The organism is Desulfosarcina variabilis str. Montpellier (assembly GCF_048565275.1).
GTDB classification, from domain to species: domain Bacteria; phylum Desulfobacterota; class Desulfobacteria; order Desulfobacterales; family Desulfosarcinaceae; genus Desulfosarcina; species Desulfosarcina variabilis.
In genome coordinates this window covers 4494488-4513213 of record NZ_CP159846.1, presented here as the reverse complement: position 1 = coordinate 4513213, position 18726 = coordinate 4494488, and the positions used below count along the sequence as shown (strand labels likewise).

Genomic DNA, 18726 nt, shown 5'->3' with positions numbered 1-18726 from the left:
TTTCAATCGATGCGATCCTTCAATTGACATTTGGATTTTGGTCTTTGGCATTTTTTCTTTACGCTTGGGAAACCACAGAACCATTGAGGTATCGCTGCCCCAACTGCCGATAAACAACCGGTACAGAGTCTATGGGCGGCTGGGAATAGTCGAATACGGTGGCAAGAAATTGCATGGTAATACGGTAGGTTGCCCCCCACAGCAATTCATCCTGCCCCTCCTGACGATGCACAAAGCAAGGCATTTCCCGATCTGGGATCGTCTCTTTGTTATTGTTTCCGAGGTTAAAAGAAATTCGATAGCGGGCATAGTTGGCATGATCAAAAAAAGACGCCAGGGGAATCCAAATGATTTTTTCAACTTCCCAGTTCGGGAAAAAATGATGTTGGTGATTCACCCACCCGGCCAAGGGATAAATGGCGCGTTTGAACATCACCAATTCCTGGGGCGGCATGGGCCCCAAAAAACGGATGCCCAATGGATTGAGCCGCATTTCTTCAACCCCTTCGCGCAGTGCGGTGGCCAAGAGAAGGGATAACTTTTTATAGTCTACAGGGCGATGCTGCCGCCACCATTTTTCGTGAGGCCACCGGGACAATGGGGATTTCGGTAGATGCAGTGATTTGGCGATCAATGTGTCAACCGATGGTGACACCCCGCCGCCCGGACAACACAGATCCCCGGGCTGGCGAACCTGATCAGAGCGTTTATTCAGGATCAGATACGGAGTCTGGTCATCGCGTTGACCCAACAGGAAAAGGACGGCTGAGATTCGCCGCAGATCACCATTGGCGTTGAAACCAAACGGTGCGATGGCCTGGCGCCCAATTCGCTGCTGAACAAGCTCGATGAGGGTCTGATTGGATTGGGGGAGCACCGGCATATTTATCAACCTAATAGTAGATGGTTTATCACAACAGTTAATATATTAATCATTACATGAATGCCAAGGGGTCCGATATTTGATTGGATATTATTTGATAATGCGAATTCGGCAGGTATCACGCAACCGCTGCCAAACCTGTTTGATAATCACTGCCGCGGCGTCTTTGGGTCCCAGCGCTTTTTGGCCGGCCAACTTGCGGCAATCGTCGAGCAGCTGCGTGTTGGTGGTAAACAAATTAAAATGGGTGTTGATATAGTCCCCCAACGTAAAATGCAGCGAGATCAACTCTTCCAGCGCCATATTGGCGATGGTGGCTTTGTCCTTCAATGATAAGGTTTGTTCAAAGTGTTCAATGGCCGCCTGAATGCTCTGCGGTGGTGGACCGACGGGTTGAGAAAAACGCTCTTTTTGAACAATGGACGGCAGCGGTGACGTGACTCCGGTTTCCATCATGGTTAAAAAAAAGGTTGCCTCCAAAATACCGCCGACCTTTTCGGCGGTTAGCGCTAAATTCGCAGGCTCCTTCTCTCCATCCACATGCAATATCCGGATCTGATGTTCCTCAAGCCAGGCGGCCAACCGCTGTGATGTCAGAAATCCGTGTTCCTGGGCAAGATCTATCAACAGAAACGGTTTGTTCAGTTTTTGAGCGGTTTTCTTGTTTTTTTCCTGTTCAAAGGATGATGTGTGCCCATGGACGAAAAAGATGGACCCCTGCGCCATGCCAACAGCCTTGTCGATCAGCGTTTGATCGGACACACTGGAAAGCCGTTCCAGATGATATCGGTCTTCGACGGCATCCTCAGTATTGCAGCATCCGCCATAGTCCACCCCCAGTTTGATGGCTACATCCAACGCGGCCACAGCAGCACTGGATAAACCGTTGGCGATGATTTTTTCAATCATTTTTCACCATCTTCGTTGTGGTCCAAGTGTTGTGGATGACGGCCTTATGGCTGATCAACGGCGTTTCAAGTCAACTTCAACCAACGGCAAATCAGACTTTTAACATCGGCAGGATCAAGCTTTTCTCCGCTAATGGAAACCAGGCCTAAACGCAAGGAGATTCGTTCTTCATCGCCCCAGGGCCACCATGCAGCATAGAGCACCACACCATTGACGGGTTCCATGGTAAAAACCTTCTGTCCCGGAATGATACCCAATCCAGCTTGAAAAAAGTCACGAATGGGCCCATCAGCATCATCGATGGAAGTAAAATCCCACTTATTGGTAAACTCTAAGGTCATCGGCAACTCGACCATGATTTCATCTTGCCTGTCGATCACGGTCAGGGCCAAGTTGAATTCCTTGTCCCACCGCCATGGGCAGTGATCAGGAATATTAAGGCTGATACGTTGGCAAATCGTCTCCAGAACGTCCAGATCGGTGCGAGGCATGGTCTCCTTCTCTTTGTCTGATGGATCCTGTTGGGATCGAGGGGATGACCGGCGAAAGATGCCGGTGACCCGGTGAATTGATCCACCCATCTTGTTGTAGACTATAAAGCAATCGGCACATATCTGGCAAGGCCCGCCCTCCCGGCAGACTGAATTTTTTATGCGAATCAAATACCTTGACTTTTAAAAACCGGTTGACAGCGGTTTCTAATTATTGGAAGTTGCGCGTTGGTTTATCACAACGGAAAAGGACGGATGGCTTGGCAACCCCCATCCGCATCCTTTAATATCGGGGATTCGGGTTTGTGCTTTATCGTCATATTTTTAAGCATATGACCATCACATGGAGTAAAAGAGAGAAAAGGAGTGCTCATGAAATCTCAACGCTTGTTCACCTTGAGTCTGACGATGGTGATTGTTTTTGCAATCGCCATGGCGACCACTGCCAGCGCTGCATCCGTTCACCTGACTTACAGCATTTTCTTTCCCCCTACCCATGTTCAATGCCTGGCAGGTATGAAATGGGCTGAAACAATTGAAGAGGCGACCAAAGGCAAAGTCAAAATCACGGTTTTTCCTGGTGGCACCCTCACAAAAGCCAATCAATGCTACGATGGTGTGGTCAAAGGAATATCCGATATCGGCATGTCATGTTTTGCCTATACACGCGGTCGCTTCCCGGTGATGGAGGCCCTTGACCTGCCACTGGGGTACCCCGATGGAATGACCGCCACCCGCATTGCCAATACCTTTTACGAAACATTCAAACCCAAAGAGCTCGATGATGTAAAGGTGCTGTACTTACACGCCCACGGACCCGGCCTGCTCCACACGCGCAAAGCGGTGCATACCCTTGAAGATTTGAAAAGCATGAAAATCCGTTCCACCGGTCTGAGTGCCAAAGTGGTGGAAGCCTTGGGCGCCGTCGCGGTTGCTATGCCCCAGGGAAACACTTATGAATCACTGCAAAAAGGCGTTGTGGAAGGCAGTTTTGGCCCCATCGAAGTGCTCAAGGGATGGCGTCAGGCCGAGGTTGTCAAATACACTACCGATTGCAATCGCGTTGGTTATACCACGGCCATGTTCGTAGTCATGAATAAGGCCAAATGGGACGCCTTGAGCCCTGACATTCAAAAAATTGTCGAGGACACCAGCCGCCAATGGATCGACGTCCATGGTCAGCGCTGGGATGAGGCCGACCAGGCCGGCCGTGCCTATACCACCAGCTTGAAAAATGAGATCATTACCCTGGAAGAGGCTGAAAGCCAACGTTGGAAAGAGAAAGTTCGCCCGATCATCGATGCCTACATTTCGGGTACTACCGCGCATCAACTGGATGGCAAAAACTATGTTGACACGCTGACGCGTGCCATTGAGGGCAAGCAATAGCGGGGGTAAAATGATAAGCCGGATCGATCGTTTTGTAGGCCAGCTGGCATCATGGTTCAACGGCATCGCCGCTGCTGCAGTGGCGGCAATGATGTTTCTGACCTGTCTGGATGTCATCCTGCGCCTGTTCCGTCACCCCATCCCTGGCACATACGAAATCGTCAGCATGCTGGGGGCGGTGTTTGTGTCCTTTGCATTGGCCCGTACATCCGTTGACCAGGGACATATTGCCGTTGATTTTCTGGTCCAGCGGTTTCCAAAACGATGGCAACATGCCATAGAGGCCATCAATAGTGTAATCTGTGCCCTGCTGTTCAGTGTGGTGGGTTATCAGTGCGTGATCTATGCCATTGATTTGAAAGCCACCGGTGAAGTCTCCATGACCCTGCAAATGCCCTTGTATCCATTTGTCATCGGCGTTGCCGTGGGCAGTGCCATGCTCAGCCTCGTGCTTTATACCAGTTGTATTGCTTGGTCTGTGAAAGCCTATAAATTCAGATAGAAGGATCCGTCGATGAGTCCCACCATGGCCGGTATTGTTGGCCTTTGCCTGTTGTTTGTGTTGATCTTTACCAAAATGCCCGTAGGGTTTCTCATGGCCCTTTTAGGAGTCGGCGGTTTTGCCTATCTGGTGACCGTTGATGCATCCCTTAACCTGATGGCCAAGGATCTGTTTGATGTTTTTTCATCATACAACCTGACGGTGATCCCGCTGTTTATCCTGATGGGGCAGATCGCTTTTCATTCGGGCATCAGCAGTCGGCTTTTCAAGGTTGCCTATGCATTTATCGGTCACTGGCCCGGCGGAATGGCCGTGGCCACGTTAGGTGCCTGTACCGGATTTTCGGCGATCTGTGGGTCCACCAACGCCACTGCCGCGACCATGGCGGCAGTGACGCTTCCGGAAATGAAAAAATATCACTATCATGACAGCCTGGCCACCGGTGTCGTGGCGGCCGGTGGCAGCCTGGGAATCCTTATCCCGCCAAGTGTTGTTTTCATTATTTACGGGATCATGACCGAGCAATCCATCGGCAAGTTGTTCATGGCCGGCATTGTTCCCGGTGTCTTTCTGACGGTCCTTTTTGTTTTGGCCGTGGTCGTCTGGGCCACCTTGCAACCCGAATTGGCGCCCCGCGGCCCCAAAACGACATTCAAAGAGAAAATGGCGTCCTTGTCCGGTCTGGTGGAAACCCTGATTCTCTTTGCCATGGTCATGGGAGGGCTTTTTCTTGGCCTGTTCACCCCCACGGAAGCCGGTGCCATGGGTGCCATGGGGACATTGATCATCGCCGCCGCACGACGCAACATCACGTTGCGCGGATTTATCCAGGCGCTGACCGAAACAACCCGCATTTCCTGTATGGTGCTGGTCATTGTCGCCGGGGCCACCATCTTCGGTCACTTTCTGGCCATTACCCGCATTCCTTTCGATGTGGCCAACTGGGTGACAAGCTTCAACCTGCCCTCTTATCTGATAATGGCCCTGATTATCGGTGTTTATCTGGTGGGGGGATGTTTTATCGATGCGCTGGCGTTTATCATGCTGACCGTGCCCATTTTCTATCCGGTCATCGTTAGCATGGGCTATGATCCCATGTGGTTTGGGGTCATCATTGTTCTGGTCACGCAAATCGGGGTGATTACGCCACCGGTTGGGGTCAACGTCTACGTGGTCAGCGGCGTGGCGCGCACGGTACCGCTTCAGGTTATTTTCAAAGGCGTCATCCCGCTGCTGATCGCCCTGGTGGTCGGCGTGATGATCATGATTCCATTTCCTCAAATTGCCCTGTTTTTACCGGGATTGATGAAGTAAACGTCAGCAATGTGACCATAAAAATGTAAATCGCTTGCCGCGCCAGGAAGAAGCGGGCAACATGAGAAACCGGTTGGCTAATCAAATGGCTTGCTGATCCGGCCAGACTCCCGGTTCTCAAAAATCAATTCCTTGGGGATAATGGCTTCGTCGTATTCGATGCGGCCATGGGAAATACTGCCCGGTTCCAAGACGCTATCCAGACTTTCGCTGATATTACACTGCATTTCATTGCTATCGGTGTCGATCAAGGTAAAATAGTCCGGGTGAGTGGTAATAATCTGGCGGCTGACATTTTTTACCCAAACGTAAAGTGAGCCACTGCCCATGTCATGAATGGCCATTTCAGCGATGCCATTGCCGCTGTATTGTCGCAGTTTGACATTTCGGTCTTCGCGGCCCTTCTCCCAGTCTGCCAGTTGCCGCGCTTTTTCTCTTTTTCGCTCACGTTGCTCCCGCGTTTTTTCCTGCTGGGCCAAACGCGCTTCGTAAAACGTCACTTTTTGCTGGTAGCGGGCATTTAAGGGATCCAGTTCACGCAGTTGCCGGTAAAGTTTCAAGTTAAGTGCGGCATTTGACGTGGGGACCGGCTTGACTTTTTCTTCAAGGGCATGGATCTCTTCTTGACGTTTGGCCTTGGCTAGCTGGCGTGCAGCACGTGCGTCTTCATTTATCTGTCTTTGCCGGGCAGCCATTTCCATCTGCTTTTGCTTTGCTTCTTCTTCCCGGGTCCACTGCTCGGTCAGGTCCTCGCCAATGGCCACCACCTTGCCGTTTTCAATTGCCACCGGTGTACATAAATCTGTAGTAAGCGGCGCATCATCCGAGGGTTTCGATTGGGTCTGGTAAAACACGATCATACGTTGTTTGCTGATATCATGTCTGATATCCGGCTCGCCCACGATCCGAAAAACGTCCACCTGGGAATCACCACGATTGATTAGTGAAAGTGCCTCGCTTTTTTGGTCGACTTCCAGGTGCGCACAGCCGACCAACGCAAAAAAAGCGATGAAAACAATTAGCTTAAATCGCATTGCATGGACCTCCTTGGTTGATGATAGGCAAAACAGGGTTACGACTCCTGAGCACCTTGTCCTGCAATGGGCTGTACAAACTGAATTTCAGAATCCCATGGAAAAAGGATCCATGTATCCTGACTGAATTCGGTCATGAACGTATCCACCAGCGGCCGGCCGGCAGGCTTTGCGTACACCGTGGCAAAGTGGGCTTTGGGAATCATTTCGCGGACCACTTGAGCGGTTTTGCCGGTATCCACCAGATCATCCACCAGCAACCACCCTTCACCATCGCCGTCCTTTGATTTTAAAACCTTGATGTTTCCCCTATCCCGTTCAGCGTAACTTGCAATACAAACCGTGTCAACCAGCCGAATATCCAGTTCTCGGGCAATAATCGCCGCCGGTACCAACCCTCCTCGCGTGATAGCAATGATGCCCTTCCAGGGTCCCTTATCAACCAACCGCCAGGACAAGGCACGCGCGTCGCGTTGGAGCTGTTCCCATGAAATCGGATAAGTCCGGTTGTAAGTGTTGGATGTTTCTTTTTTCATCTGATCTGAAGCTTTCCTTTTTTTATCCGGCCCATATCAAGCGGGGTACCTGACCATGCATTTGACATCACCATAACTAAATCATCATGATCGAGTTCTTCCGGATTATAGAGCAGTGCGCCATCTCTCATGGCAATATCGGCAATATCATCAATTTTCTCAATAGGAACCTGGCAAAGACCGTCAGCCCCTGTTATTTCACTGAACCAACGGGCATGCTGCCCGTTGGTAATCCGGTGCAGAGATTGATTCATCCTTCGAATAACCGAGATCACCTGCCTGGCCCGTAAATGGGTCGGTGTCTGCGCCACTATCCTTGGCCCGGCCAAAGGCAGCAGCAGCTGAGCGGTTAGATGACCGTTTTTGTGCATATTGTACTCCAGGCCGTACGGAAGCAAAACCGCCATGCAATTGCCGTGGGGTACCCCGCAAACGGCACCGGTGGCATGGCCCAAGGCGTGAACCAGGCCCACCATGGAATTGGAAAATGCCACGCCGGCGAGGCTGGCAGCAACGGCAAGCGCCAGACGCCCCTTGGCATTGTCCGCATCGTTTAACACGGCAATAAGATTTTCTCTTATTAGTTCAATTGCGAACAACGCATGGGCATCACTGATGGGGTTCTTGGCCAGACAGGTAAAGGCTTCGATGGCATGGGTCAGGGCATCCATGGCAGTGGCCGCGGTAACGGGCGGTGGTAAGGTCAACGTCATGCGCGAATCCAGCACGGCAGCATCGGGCATTAGGTAGCGAGAGGCAAAGGGAAGCTTCACATGGCGATCATGATCGGTAATCACCGCCACCTGGGTCACTTCCGATCCGGTACCGGCCGTAGTCGGAATGGTAAAAAGGGGCCGCAGGGGCCTTTTAAGATGACCGGAACCGGCAAGCCAGAGCAGATCATCTTTTTTCTCGGACACAAGCAGGTTCGCCCCTTTGGCGGCATCCATCACCGATCCCCCGCCCACGGCGACCAAGCCGTCACAGTCGTTTTCGCGGTAGCATCGGGCAATTCGGCGAACGGTTTCCAAATCCGGATCGGACGGAATATCATCCACCACCTGACCAATGGCAACGCTTTGTGATATGGCTGCGGTCACAACATCCACCAAGCGTGCCCCCACCACGCCTTGATCCGTGACGAGCATGGGTTTTCTGACATGCCGTTTTTTTAGCAATGCAGGAAGGTTGTCTATGGCCCGGTGGCCGGCGATAATTTGAACAGGGCAGCAAAACTCGAAATAGCCCGGAAGGTGCATGGCGGGTTCCTTTTATCAGGTTCACAACGGCCTGAAACGGTCTCACGATTTTAGCGACGGGCTCAACAGTCGTAGGCCGGCATTAGATGGCGCGGCTGAAAATATTGACCAGCGCATTTTCTGCCGACGCCGTCATCAGTTGGCCCTGGGCCTTTTTGAGTTGGTCATCCGTCAGCCCGGCCTTTTTTAAGCGGATTGGAATACGAACGGTCAGCGTTTGGTTCAAGGCATCATACAATTCCCATAATATCGCTATCGCGCGCGGGGCTTGAAGCGTCCGGGCCGTCAGTGCAAAGTCCTGTGCCCCAACCATTGGATACAACAATTGCCCCACCTGATCAGCATCCTGTCGACTGGTTTCAGCGAGTCGGTAAGGCAAAAAGAGGGCCATCAAATAGCCTTTCGGCAACTCCGTATAGGCCGCAAGATGGTTGGCCAGGGTGTGGCAGACACCTGGCGACGCGGCGGAAAAGGCACATCCGGCAACGATCTGCCCGCATACCACGCCGCTCAGGCTTTGCGGATATTCGTCTCCACCGACGGCCATGGGCAAATAATGCATCATCAAGCTGATTGCCGTATGGGCATGGGCACGGGCCAGGGGGCCGGCGGCATCGTCGAGAAATGCTTCCACAGCATGGGCCAAACCAATTAATCCGCCGTTTACCACATCGCGCTGGCGCCCTTCCATCATCACGGGATCAATGAAAGCCACACTGGGCATTAAACGGGCGGCGCATAACAACCCGCTTGTGTCATTGGCCCAGTGGGTTGCCTCATACCCATTTCCACCGGGGGTGGCGACCAGGAATAATGGAGTCAGTGCGTCTGCACCACCTTCGCCTGGCGTCGTTCCTATCTTTTTGCTCCGAGCATTTACGGCGACCAGCACATTCAGACATTTGGCGGCATCCACCACAGCGTTACCACCGATTGCAATCAGGCTGTCACAGCCCCCATCCTGGTAAAGCGTCAAAAGCATCGGCAGTAAATTCGGTTCCATTTGATCGGGGATCTGATCATACATGGCGACCGTCATCCCGAAAGATCGAAAGGCATCAACGACCGTTTGAATTGGTTTTGCTTTGATCTGATGGCGGCTTACCAAAATAAACGGGTGATTCACATCATACGCCGTCAACTCCGATGGCAGTCCGGCCAACGCGTGACTGCCGCAATTGATTTTAAGCGGGCATTGATAGGAAAAGTCTTCTGAAAAATACATTAACCGCTCCCGCTGGGGCCAGCCCCAATCCGGATCGCCCCAAAGCACATGGTTAGTCGAATGAATGCCAAGGGTGCAGGCAACAAATGATTGGCCCATCTGTAATGTTTGAGCCTGTATAGTGTCTATCAACGAATAGGAAAATTTGGTCGAGATCAAGGCGCCCGAAAAATTTTACCACAGGTATATGGTTGATATTCCGAGGATAAAATTTTTCGTGCAACGCCGATATCGGGCAAATTAGCCATTCGTGGATGGGCACTATCTAAATGCCTGCCAATGCCCTCAGGTAGATCATCCCCCGCACCACCATTTTACGCAGTGGCCTCAGCTCTGGATAGCGTCGGACAGATAATATTGCCAGGGCTTTGGGCAGCAAATAGACTTCCACCCGTTCAAGAACACGAACAACAATACTGGCCGTTGGGATGTCTCCAGAAACGATCAATCGATCGCGAGCGATAGCGGTAGCAATGGCTTCCCGAAAAGTGAACAGCAACATCGCTGCTTCGATATTTTTAATGGTCAAGGTCAAATCGATATGCCGATCGCTGATGTTGGCGTCAAGGTATCTCACCTTTCCTTTTTTATCCTTCGCCACAACCATGGCCGGCCCATCCGGAGCGACGCATAACGCAAAGGTCATCCCACTTGAAACGGATTCAAACAGCTGGCGCACCTGCAGATCCATTTTGAACGCCGCCTCAATGGCGCGCCCCATGAACCAAAACATAAGGGACAGGTACAAGCGTTTCATTCGGCAAGGGCCGGGCGATGCCATCTTGAAATTGGCCAACCGGGAATCGCCCGTCAGGGGCTGTTTTAATGAAATGTCCAGCCGTTTGAGTGTTGGTGAACGCGGAATGCCGCGCAGATCATATCCCCGTAGCCGATAATAGGCATCTATCATGGGTGGCAGCCATGCCGCAGGGGGTTTGTTTTCATTTGTATGCCCCAGCGCTGAAAACCATTTGGGCAGGGTATCGTCTTTGCGGGAAATACCTTCGCCATTGTTCATGGCCCGCTCCAGCACGTGAATACGGGCACCGGTTTTAAGCATCTGCCACCGATTCAGTTTCAAACCAGTGACTAAGCGCCAGGGTTTGGCATATACGCCGGCATCCATGACGATTGGCGCAGCAACCCATGGATAATACATCAATCCCTTGAGCAGCCAGTTGGGCGTGTATTTGATAATCGGCGATTCCAATAGGTGGGCGGATATGGATTGGGGGCAACTGACCATCGCGGTAAGCGCCTGGTAAAAATCTTCAAAGAATTTTACCCAACCCGCTTTGCCGTGGAGCGAATATGGATTGAGCACTCCCAGTTCGACTTCAAGGGCAGCCATCGCGTCAGCCACTTGACAGTCTCCCCCGTTGGCCACGGCATAGGCAAGTCCCTGGCCCCAGCTTTTTTGAGTGTTACGCTCGGCAATCTCCAGCCCTTTGACTTGAAAGGCAAATTCCCCGCCCCCATATTGGGATGCCAGATCATGCACGCCGCTGGCCATCTGATCGCCGAATTCCTGACGATAAGCCATGCTTTCTAAAACGAAGGCAATGCCACCGGGGGTATCAACCTTAATGGTGGTGTCAATCAGCCCGTTTTCAGCAGCTCGCCGGCACCATGCCAACACCGCTGCAGCAGAGACACAATCCAGTCCCAACCGTTTGCAATGCGCATTAAAAAAATTGATCTGGTCAGGTTCCAACATACCGAGACAGTGACAATCGTCAGAATTTAACTCGGTCTTGCAATTGGATATCCGGGTGCTTGCCCGGGTTTTGGCAAACTGTTTGGGATTTGCCGGAACAATGCTATAGGCATCGCCCCGGGCGAGGATGGCTTTCAGATTCTTTGACCCCATCACCGCCCCCAGGCCGCCACGCCCGAAATAGCAATCCCCGGAGGCGGCATTGGCGATCCTAACCTGGTTCTCTCCCGCCGGTCCAATGGTCACTGCACCGGCCTTGCCATCGAGGGCCATCCGTTGCTGGGCGTCATGGATATCAAGTCCCCACAGCACCGATCCATCCTCGATGCGAACTTGGTTTGGATCGATAACAATGACCACCGGCCCAGAGGCCCGGCCACGGACCAGCACACCATCGTAACCGGCGGTCTTACATGCCACGCCAAACGGCCCTTCACACGCTGAATGCAGCATGAGCCCGGTCAAAGGCGATTTCGTTACCGCCGAGAATGTATCGCTGCACGGGGCGTCTGTCCCCATGAAGACACTCATCACAAAGGCCAAGATGTTCTCTGCCCCCAACGGATTAATCCCCCGATCCATGCGTTGATTGAGCAAGGCAAGGCCCAGGCCTTTGCCCCCCAGATACAGTTGACGTTCTTCTTGACTGACCTGGAAACGGGTCACGGCGCCTGTCGACAGGTTGACATCGACTATGCAGTTACTGGTTCCAACGATTGGTTTCATGGGGAGGCGCCCACAATTTTTCCGTGGCTGGCGGTCGTTAACGTACAGGGTACCAGCTTGGTATGGCGACCCTGCACGCTAACGGCGTGTTTTCAATTTTTTGGCCGGCCGATGGATAGACCGGCGCGATAAGGAAGTGTCAATCCGGCACGGATCGTTATTGGCCGTAAACGGCTAACAAAGCGAAAGGACTTTGTCGACCAGTTTCTCGATGCCCATGGCCACATCCTTGATGCCGGGGCCGAGCATGTATGCCGGTGTGGTAATGATGCGGTTCTTTTCGTCAACACAAATGTCGTCAACACTGCAAACCGTATGTGCCCCGCCCATGGTTTCAATGGCCGCCGCTGTGCCCATATCATTTCCGATGGTTACCTGAGGGGACTTTTTGCCCAATGCACAAACAAGGGTTGCCGGTGCAATGCAAACGGCACCAATGGGCTTGGCGCGGTCCGCCATTTCCGAAAGCAGACGTGCGACGTCGGGATGCACGGTTGCGTCCGGTCCGTTTACCGCAAAATCGCTCAGATTTTTTGCCGCCCCGAATCCACCGGGAATGATCAGCGCATCGATATCATCGGTGCCAATCGAAGCAACATCCTGAATCTCTCCCCTGGCGATACGCGCGGACTCCACCAGCACATTGCGCTTCTCGTCCATTTCTTTTTGGGTTAAATGATTGATTACATGCAATTGGTCCATATCCGGTGCCATGCAAACCACCGACGCACCCGCTCGATCCAGGAACAAGAGGGTGAGCACGGCCTCGTGGATCTCCGCCCCGTCAAACACACCGCAACCTGATAACAACACACCGATTTTTTTTGCCATGAAATGATTATCCTTTCGAATATTAATCCAATACGTGCTTATCCAGCACAAAACAGGTAAACATTCCCTGAAAGATCTCCTCGTCCGCCCTTAAAACGCTGACCGACACCCAGTATTTTTTACCTTTGACCTCTTGAACCCGTGCCTTGGCCGTAACCGTTTCGCCCACTCGCACGGGTTTGAGAAATTTCACATCCGAGGCACCCAGAACCACATGTGGATGATTGACGGCGATCATGGCGGCATAATCGGCCGCACCAAAAATAAACCCACCGTGTACCAATCCTTTCTCATCGGCGGCCATGGATGCTGTTGTCACCATCTCAACACGACTTTGTCCATCTTCTACCATCAGCGGTTTTCCGCACAGTGCATGATCGATTTGTCTATGGGTATTGATATTCACGGTGACCTCCACATGATAATAAGGAAGTGGTTTCTCCTCAGTTGAATACGCATTAAAAAAGTTGAATCGCGATGGCGTGGCTTGAAATGTAAGCTTAAGCATAATAAAAAGGGCCTGAGGCTGTCAATCCATTGCATCGATTGTCAACATCAGATCAATAAAGAAACTGATCACCCCAAAATGGAGAATCAATTGAACGCAATTATCTCACAACGGATTAAGGCTATTAGAAACGCTTTGTCCCCAAACAACCTGGACGCACTAATGGTGTCTGTTCAGGAAAACCGATTCTACCTGAGCGGGTTTACCGGTGAGGATACCCAGTTTGATGAATCGGCCGGTGTGCTGATCATTAGCGATAAGGATTTAATTCTGGCCACCGATAGCCGTTTTGAATTACAGGCTAGAGACGAGGCTTCCGGCTACGATATCGTTTGCTATAAAAAGGGATTGGATCAGGAGTTACCAGACATTTTAGGCCCACTGGGCATCCGGCGCTTGGGCTTTGAAAGTGTACGCCTGTCCCACAAGAATTTTGCGACCATCACCAAGTCCCTGGACCAGGCCGGTCCCCCGGTAACTCTCGTGCCAACCGTCGACCTGGTTGAAAATCTTCGCCAAATCAAGTCCGAAGAAGAAATCGGTCACACCATTGAGGCCCTGCGGCTTGCGGAAAAGGCGTTTGACCAAGTCCTGTCCACGCTTTGTCCGGGGATGACGGAAAAGCAGGTGGCCTGGGCCATGGAAAAAACCATGCGGGAAATGGGTGCCCAAGGGCTTTCATTTCCTGTTATTGTCGCCTCAGGGCCCAACAGTGCCCTGCCTCATGCAATTCCGACGGACCGTAAGCTGAAGCGTGGTGAACCGATCCTGATTGACTGGGGCGCACGTTTTCACGACTACTGCTCAGACACGACACGCACGGTGGTCATGGGACGCCCGGTCGATCCGTTTAACAAGGTATTTAAAACGGTTGTCGAGGCGCGCGATATGGCCATTGCCGCCATTGCCGCCGGCATCAGCGGCACACAGGTCGATAAAATTGCCAGAGACCATATCGACCAAAACGGTTTTGCCGGTAAATTCGGCCATGGCCTGGGCCATGGTACCGGATTGGCGGTTCACGAAAGCCCGCGGCTGAGTCCAATCAAGGATCAACGTCTGGAATCCGGAATGATCGTCACCGTTGAGCCCGGGATTTACCTTCCGGAGTGGGGTGGCATTCGTATGGAAAATCAAGTTGTTGTGCGCAAGGACCATGCCCAGGTGCTCAATGCGTCCACCCCCTTCAACCCTAAGCTTGACGTCTAATTGTTTATGTCTCAACCAACGGACTTTCTCAACCGTGTCGACCAGCATCAAGCATTCCTGAGCCTGGAGAAGGGACTCAGCCGGAAAACCATTGCCGCCTACAGTACCGATCTGATGCAATTCGGCCTGTTCTTGGAAGAGCAGAAAATTGTACGGGTTGCGGATATTGACCGGGGGACGATTTTAAGCTACTTGATTCACCTTCGCAATCGAGGCCTGAGCGCACGCTCACGGGCCCGCCATCTGGTCACCTTAAGGGGATTTTTCAAATTTCTGACCCAGGAAAAAATCATCGGCAGCAGTCCTGCCGCACAGATTGACCTGCCCAAAACCGGACTGCAATTGCCCGATGTATTATCGGTGGCGGATGTGGAAGCCCTGATCGCCGCGCCGGATCGAAACAAACTTGAAGGCGTGCGGGATGCCGCCATGCTGGAGCTGCTCTATGGTGCCGGATTACGGGTGTCGGAACTGATCGGGCTTGAAATGACCGGTATCAACCTGGAGGCGGGTTTTGTACGTGTTTTTGGAAAAGGGTCAAAGGAACGGTTGGTTCCGGTAGGCCGCATGGCCATGGATGCGATTCAAACGTATCTGGAAAATTCACGGCCATTGCTGCTCGGCAACCGTTCCAGTTCATATTTGTTTGTTACCCGCCGGGGCAGTGCCATGACCCGCCAGAGTTTCTGGAATCTGGTCGGTCGCTATGGCCGACGGGCGGGCTTGAAAAAGCGGGTGACGCCCCATAGCCTGAGGCATTCGTTTGCCACGCATTTGCTCGAGGGCGGAGCGGATTTGCGCGCCGTCCAGATGATGCTGGGCCATGCTGATATTTCGACGACTCAAATTTACACCCATGTGGCGCAAAGGCAACTCTTGGATGCCCATAAAAAATATCACCCGCGTGGCTAACCGTTGGAATAAATCCAATAATAATCCCAATACTGCTGCTGTACCGAATCATCGGTGAATAGTAGCGTTCCCCATAGAATCGAAACCAAAAAAATGCAAATTGATACGTTAAATCGTCTGAGCGCCTGGTTTGACGACTACACCCAGTCCTTTTTATCCGGCAATGCAAAAGTCGACGCTCCGCTGACGCTTAAAATCGACCACACGGCAAGAGTCCGCGAAAATATCCGTGAACTGGCGGTCAGCCTTTCGCTTGACAAAGCAAAGATCCATCTGGCTGAAGCGATTGCCCTATTTCACGATGTCGGCCGATTTGAACAATATCGTTGTTATCAAACTTTTCATGACAGCCATTCGGTAAATCATGCGAAAAAGGGAATTGATGTTCTGACCCAGCTCAACGTCCTGGAATCCCTGCCGGACATTGAACGAACCATCATCATCGATGCCATCCGATTTCATAACGTCCCTGCGCTGCCCGATAACAACGGCTCCCCTTCCATGCTGTTCATGCGTTTAATTCGCGATGCAGACAAGCTGGACATCTGGAAGGTGTTTGCTGAATATTTTCAAAATGACAAAGATCGTAATCCTGTCATGGTTCAGCACTTTGTCGATCAACCCGGTTGGGACCCCAAAATGATCGAGGCCATCCTTGAAAAACGCACGGCACGGTTTAAAAACATAAAAAACATCAATGATTATAAATTATTTCAACTCAGCTGGGTGTTCGGGCTTCATTTTCCGGTCAGTGCCGTCCTGGCCCGCAAGCGGGGTCACCTTGCCGCCATTGCCGGCACACTGCCTGTTGACGACGCCATCAAGCAGGCAGTGGCCACCGTCATGGCAGCGCTTGAAAGGCCTGTCTGCGAATGATTAAAAAGGTTCCCTGTTGAAAGGAAGCCAAACGCGGCGATCTGGTTCCCTTAAAGGTTGAATGGGTTGACAGACGGGAGCAGGTTGGCTAATGGAGTTTCCGGTCATTTTTCTTTCACAAACAATTACAGACGATTATTGGAAAAGAGCGAGATAATATGCCCCATTCCCCCTCGACCTTGATCCCCCGTGGCCAGTGGGTTCCCGACAATCATCTTCCCCGAACCGGCAACAAAGCGTTTTGCGAGTCCCTGGCTGATCTTTCGCTTCCCGTTTACATTGTGGATGTGGACGGCCATTTGGGGGTTGCCCAGGATGGCACGGCAACCATCGGCTCATCCGTGTCGGTCAGTGGCGAGAATTATCCACTGATAGGGTGGGCGCCTGCCCTTGGCCTGGAATCCTTGGGTGATCCCGGCTTCAAAGCGGATCATGGATTGAAATATGCCTATGTGTGCGGCGCCATGGCCAATGGCATCACCTCGACCGCTATGGTCGAGGCTGCCGGAAGAGCGGGAATGATTGGTTTTTTCGGTGCCGGCGGCCTATCTCTCGAGCAGATTGAAGCGGCCATCGATACCCTTCAGGGCTTTTCCGGTCCCCTGCCCTTTGGTTTCAATCTGATTCACAGTCCCAATGACCCGGATCTGGAACAAAAAACAGTTGAGCTGTACATTGCCAAAAACGTCACGCTGATTTCCGCATCCGCTTTCCTGGACTTGACCCCGGCCTTGGTCCAGTACCGTATTCACGGCATCCACCGCGATCCTAACGGCGGCATCGTCTGTCCCAACCGTGTGGTGGCCAAAGTCTCCCGTGAAGAGGTGGCCCGCAAATTTTTTTCCCCTCCACCCGAAAAATATCTTCGGGTGTTGCTCCAACAAGGCAAAATCACCGCCGATCAGGCAGACCTGGCCCGCCAGATTCCCATGGCCCAGGACCTGACCGCCGAGGCCGACTCGGGTGGCCACACCGACAATCGCCCGGCCCTGTCCCTGTTTCCTACGATGACGGCCCTGCGCGATGAAATTGCTGCGCAGTTCGCCTACCCGATCCCATTGCGGGTCGGACTGGCCGGCGGTATCGCCACACCCATGTCGGCTGCCGCCGCCTTTGCCATGGGCGCGGCCTATATCCTTACCGGATCCGTCAACCAGTCCTGCGTGGAGGCCGACACATCCGCATTGGTAAAAAAAATGCTTGCCGAGGCCCGTCAGGCGGATGTCACTATGGCACCGGCGGCAGACATGTTTGAAATGGGTGTCAAAGTTCAGGTGCTCAAACGCGGAACCATGTTCTCCATGCGCGGTCACAAGCTTTATGAAATCTATAGCACCTATGAGCGGTTCGAAGATGTTCCGCCAAACCAGCGCAAAATGGTAGAAGAAACGCTGCTCAAGGGTACCTTCGAGAAGGAATGGGAAAACACCCGCGCATTTTTCATGCAGCGGGATCCATCCCAGGTCCAGCGGGCGGAAACGGACCCCAAGCACAAAATGGCACTGGTTTTCCGTTCCTATCTGGGCCGTGCGTCGTTGTGGGCCAAAAGCGGTCTTGCCGATCGAGCCATCGACTATCAGATCTGGTGCGGACCGGCCATGGGCGCATTTAACGAATGGGTCAGGGGGTCCACTATGGAAAACCCTGAAAATCGCCGCACGGTAACCGTGGCCTTCAACCTTTTGTACGGCGCGGCCGTGATGTCTCGCATCAACGACCTGAAAAGCCAGGGAATCCCCGCTCCATCAACAATGGGGTGGCTGGCCCCCATCTCTGAATCACGCATCCGGCAGCTGATTTTGCCACCGGGTTGACAAGCCGTTAACAGTTGCTTTGATCAGTTATGGTCAATCGTTCAATCAGGTCATAAAACAAGGCACTAAGATTGATTATATACACATCCGGTGCCATCAAAAAGGTCGATCCATCGGGAATGTCGCAGCCAAGAATGGTCTCTTCAACGGTTTGATTGATATGCCGCGAGCTTGCCGCCATCGGCTGAAGATCAATGATTTTGTGGATTAAATATCCAAAAGCGGACGTTTTTTTCCCACTGGCCACGGTGACCGTACGCAGGAATATCTGGTAAGGATGTTCACATCCAACATTTTCCTTAACCCTTTCAACCGAGCCGTTGAGTTCGAGAAACCCTTTTTTTTTCAACCACGGTGACAAATCCGCGAGCACGGTCTGCGCATCGGTAACCGATAGCTTCAGATGGGATACCAAATAGCCCCCCAGATACACCTTGAATAAATCTTTGAACACATACTGCCTGGCGTATCCGGATTGCAGACCGCCAAGTGGATCAGGCGGTAAAAATGACCTGGACCAGCGTTTCCAGCGGGCAAGATTAATGTCAAGTTTTTCGGCAATTTCCCGATTGGTAAAGTAATGAATCATCG

18 protein-coding genes are annotated in these 18726 nt (G+C 52.2%); 7 read left to right on the top strand and 11 right to left on the bottom strand.

Translation table 11 applies throughout. The features are described from left to right. Nucleotides 1-58 precede the first annotated feature (58 nt). The 3 genes from Dvar_RS20305 to Dvar_RS20295 form a co-directional block, all read right to left on the bottom strand. The gene (locus Dvar_RS20305; protein WP_419663789.1) at nt 59-883 is read right to left on the bottom strand and encodes an NUDIX hydrolase; all 825 of its coding nucleotides are present in this window, start codon (nt 881-883) and stop codon (nt 59-61) included. 90 nt (nt 884-973) lie between these two features. After that, on the bottom strand, nt 974-1792 hold the full coding sequence (locus tag Dvar_RS20300; RefSeq protein ID WP_419663788.1) for a YpsA SLOG family protein: 819 nt from the start codon (nt 1790-1792) through the stop codon (nt 974-976). A gap of 65 nt (nt 1793-1857) precedes the next feature. Then, nucleotides 1858-2283: a hypothetical protein gene (locus Dvar_RS20295; RefSeq protein WP_419663787.1), complete on the bottom strand. Its 426-nt coding sequence runs from the start codon at nt 2281-2283 to the stop codon at nt 1858-1860. Nucleotides 2284-2655: 372 nt separating this feature from the next. Here Dvar_RS20295 and Dvar_RS20290 point away from each other — a divergent pair, with 372 nt between their 5' ends. From Dvar_RS20290 to Dvar_RS20280, 3 genes are read left to right on the top strand one after another with little or no spacing between them, the layout of a single operon-like run. After that, the gene (locus tag Dvar_RS20290; protein WP_419663786.1) at nt 2656-3672 is read left to right on the top strand and encodes a TRAP transporter substrate-binding protein; all 1017 of its coding nucleotides are present in this window, start codon (nt 2656-2658) and stop codon (nt 3670-3672) included. 10 nt (nt 3673-3682) lie between these two features. After that, on the top strand, nt 3683-4174 hold the full coding sequence (locus Dvar_RS20285) for a TRAP transporter small permease (protein ID WP_419663785.1): 492 nt from the start codon (nt 3683-3685) through the stop codon (nt 4172-4174). 12 nt (nt 4175-4186) lie between these two features. After that, complete coding sequence (locus Dvar_RS20280) at nt 4187-5488, top strand: TRAP transporter large permease (RefSeq protein WP_419663784.1); 1302 nt, start codon at nt 4187-4189, stop codon at nt 5486-5488. A 77-nt stretch (nt 5489-5565) separates the two neighbouring features. On the opposite strand, the gene Dvar_RS20275 is transcribed toward Dvar_RS20280, so the two are convergent. The 7 genes from Dvar_RS20275 to Dvar_RS20245 all read right to left on the bottom strand — a co-directional run bounded on the left by Dvar_RS20275 (nt 5566) and on the right by Dvar_RS20245 (nt 13222). Continuing rightward, nucleotides 5566-6522, bottom strand: coding sequence for a DUF3192 domain-containing protein (locus tag Dvar_RS20275; RefSeq protein WP_419663783.1), 957 nt, complete (start codon nt 6520-6522; stop codon nt 5566-5568). Between the two features lie 38 nt (nt 6523-6560). Further along, the gene (gpt, locus tag Dvar_RS20270) at nt 6561-7058 is read right to left on the bottom strand and encodes a xanthine phosphoribosyltransferase (RefSeq protein ID WP_419663782.1); all 498 of its coding nucleotides are present in this window, start codon (nt 7056-7058) and stop codon (nt 6561-6563) included. Next, nucleotides 7055-8317 (bottom strand): iron-containing alcohol dehydrogenase, encoded by a 1263-nt coding sequence (locus Dvar_RS20265; protein ID WP_419663781.1) that lies wholly within the window; start codon nt 8315-8317, stop codon nt 7055-7057. The genes gpt and Dvar_RS20265 overlap by 4 nt, the downstream gene beginning before the upstream one ends. 82 nt (nt 8318-8399) lie before the next feature. Further along, on the bottom strand, nt 8400-9641 hold the full coding sequence (locus Dvar_RS20260) for an iron-containing alcohol dehydrogenase (RefSeq protein WP_419663780.1): 1242 nt from the start codon (nt 9639-9641) through the stop codon (nt 8400-8402). Between the two features lie 166 nt (nt 9642-9807). Continuing rightward, complete coding sequence (locus Dvar_RS20255; protein ID WP_419663779.1) at nt 9808-11985, bottom strand: aldehyde ferredoxin oxidoreductase N-terminal domain-containing protein; 2178 nt, start codon at nt 11983-11985, stop codon at nt 9808-9810. A 174-nt stretch (nt 11986-12159) separates the two neighbouring features. Beyond that, a complete protein-coding gene (gene elbB / locus Dvar_RS20250; protein WP_419663778.1) occupies nt 12160-12816 on the bottom strand; it encodes an isoprenoid biosynthesis glyoxalase ElbB in 657 nt (218 codons plus the stop codon). Between the two features lie 22 nt (nt 12817-12838). Next, nucleotides 12839-13222 carry a thioesterase, FlK family gene (locus tag Dvar_RS20245; protein WP_419663777.1) on the bottom strand — a complete coding sequence of 128 codons (384 nt, stop codon included), beginning with the start codon at nt 13220-13222 and terminating at the stop codon, nt 12839-12841. 180 nt (nt 13223-13402) lie between these two features. On the opposite strand from Dvar_RS20245, the gene Dvar_RS20240 reads away from it, so the two are divergent. The 4 genes from Dvar_RS20240 (at nt 13403) to Dvar_RS20225 (ending at nt 18135) form a co-directional block, all read left to right on the top strand. Further along, nucleotides 13403-14533 (top strand): M24 family metallopeptidase, encoded by a 1131-nt coding sequence (locus Dvar_RS20240; RefSeq protein ID WP_419663776.1) that lies wholly within the window; start codon nt 13403-13405, stop codon nt 14531-14533. Nucleotides 14534-14539: 6 nt separating this feature from the next. Continuing rightward, complete coding sequence (gene xerD, locus Dvar_RS20235; RefSeq protein WP_419663775.1) at nt 14540-15445, top strand: site-specific tyrosine recombinase XerD; 906 nt, start codon at nt 14540-14542, stop codon at nt 15443-15445. Nucleotides 15446-15538: 93 nt separating this feature from the next. Next, on the top strand, nt 15539-16321 hold the full coding sequence (locus Dvar_RS20230) for an HD domain-containing protein (protein WP_419663774.1): 783 nt from the start codon (nt 15539-15541) through the stop codon (nt 16319-16321). A 158-nt stretch (nt 16322-16479) separates the two neighbouring features. Next, nucleotides 16480-18135, top strand: a complete 1656-nt coding sequence (locus tag Dvar_RS20225; RefSeq protein ID WP_419663773.1) for a PfaD family polyunsaturated fatty acid/polyketide biosynthesis protein — start codon at nt 16480-16482, stop codon at nt 18133-18135. A 7-nt stretch (nt 18136-18142) separates the two neighbouring features. Here the strand turns inward: Dvar_RS20225 and Dvar_RS20220 are convergent, their stop codons facing one another. Continuing rightward, entirely contained in the window at nt 18143-18724 is a 582-nt protein-coding gene (locus Dvar_RS20220; RefSeq protein ID WP_419663772.1) for a hypothetical protein, read from the bottom strand. Between the last annotated feature and the right edge of the window lie 2 nt (nt 18725-18726).

Bases quoted from the DNA above. Each gene is read 5' to 3' on its own strand.
- Dvar_RS20305 (WP_419663789.1), bottom strand. From the start codon at position 883: ATGCCGGTGCTCCCCCAATCCAATCAGACCCTCATCGAGCTTGTTCAG.
- Dvar_RS20300 (WP_419663788.1), bottom strand. From the start codon at position 1,792: ATGATTGAAAAAATCATCGCCAACGGTTTATCCAGTGCTGCTGTGGCC.
- Dvar_RS20295 (WP_419663787.1), bottom strand. From the start codon at position 2,283: ATGCCTCGCACCGATCTGGACGTTCTGGAGACGATTTGCCAACGTATC.
- Dvar_RS20290 (WP_419663786.1), top strand. From the start codon at position 2,656: ATGAAATCTCAACGCTTGTTCACCTTGAGTCTGACGATGGTGATTGTT.
- Dvar_RS20285 (WP_419663785.1), top strand. From the start codon at position 3,683: ATGATAAGCCGGATCGATCGTTTTGTAGGCCAGCTGGCATCATGGTTC.
- Dvar_RS20280 (WP_419663784.1), top strand. From the start codon at position 4,187: ATGAGTCCCACCATGGCCGGTATTGTTGGCCTTTGCCTGTTGTTTGTG.
- Dvar_RS20275 (WP_419663783.1), bottom strand. From the start codon at position 6,522: ATGCGATTTAAGCTAATTGTTTTCATCGCTTTTTTTGCGTTGGTCGGC.
- gpt (WP_419663782.1), bottom strand. From the start codon at position 7,058: ATGAAAAAAGAAACATCCAACACTTACAACCGGACTTATCCGATTTCA.
- Dvar_RS20265 (WP_419663781.1), bottom strand. From the start codon at position 8,317: ATGCACCTTCCGGGCTATTTCGAGTTTTGCTGCCCTGTTCAAATTATC.
- Dvar_RS20260 (WP_419663780.1), bottom strand. From the start codon at position 9,641: ATGGGCCAATCATTTGTTGCCTGCACCCTTGGCATTCATTCGACTAAC.
- Dvar_RS20255 (WP_419663779.1), bottom strand. From the start codon at position 11,985: ATGAAACCAATCGTTGGAACCAGTAACTGCATAGTCGATGTCAACCTG.
- elbB (WP_419663778.1), bottom strand. From the start codon at position 12,816: ATGGCAAAAAAAATCGGTGTGTTGTTATCAGGTTGCGGTGTGTTTGAC.
- Dvar_RS20240 (WP_419663776.1), top strand. From the start codon at position 13,403: ATGGAGAATCAATTGAACGCAATTATCTCACAACGGATTAAGGCTATT.
- xerD (WP_419663775.1), top strand. From the start codon at position 14,540: ATGTCTCAACCAACGGACTTTCTCAACCGTGTCGACCAGCATCAAGCA.
- Dvar_RS20230 (WP_419663774.1), top strand. From the start codon at position 15,539: ATGCAAATTGATACGTTAAATCGTCTGAGCGCCTGGTTTGACGACTAC.
- Dvar_RS20225 (WP_419663773.1), top strand. From the start codon at position 16,480: ATGCCCCATTCCCCCTCGACCTTGATCCCCCGTGGCCAGTGGGTTCCC.
- Dvar_RS20220 (WP_419663772.1), bottom strand. From the start codon at position 18,724: ATGATTCATTACTTTACCAATCGGGAAATTGCCGAAAAACTTGACATT.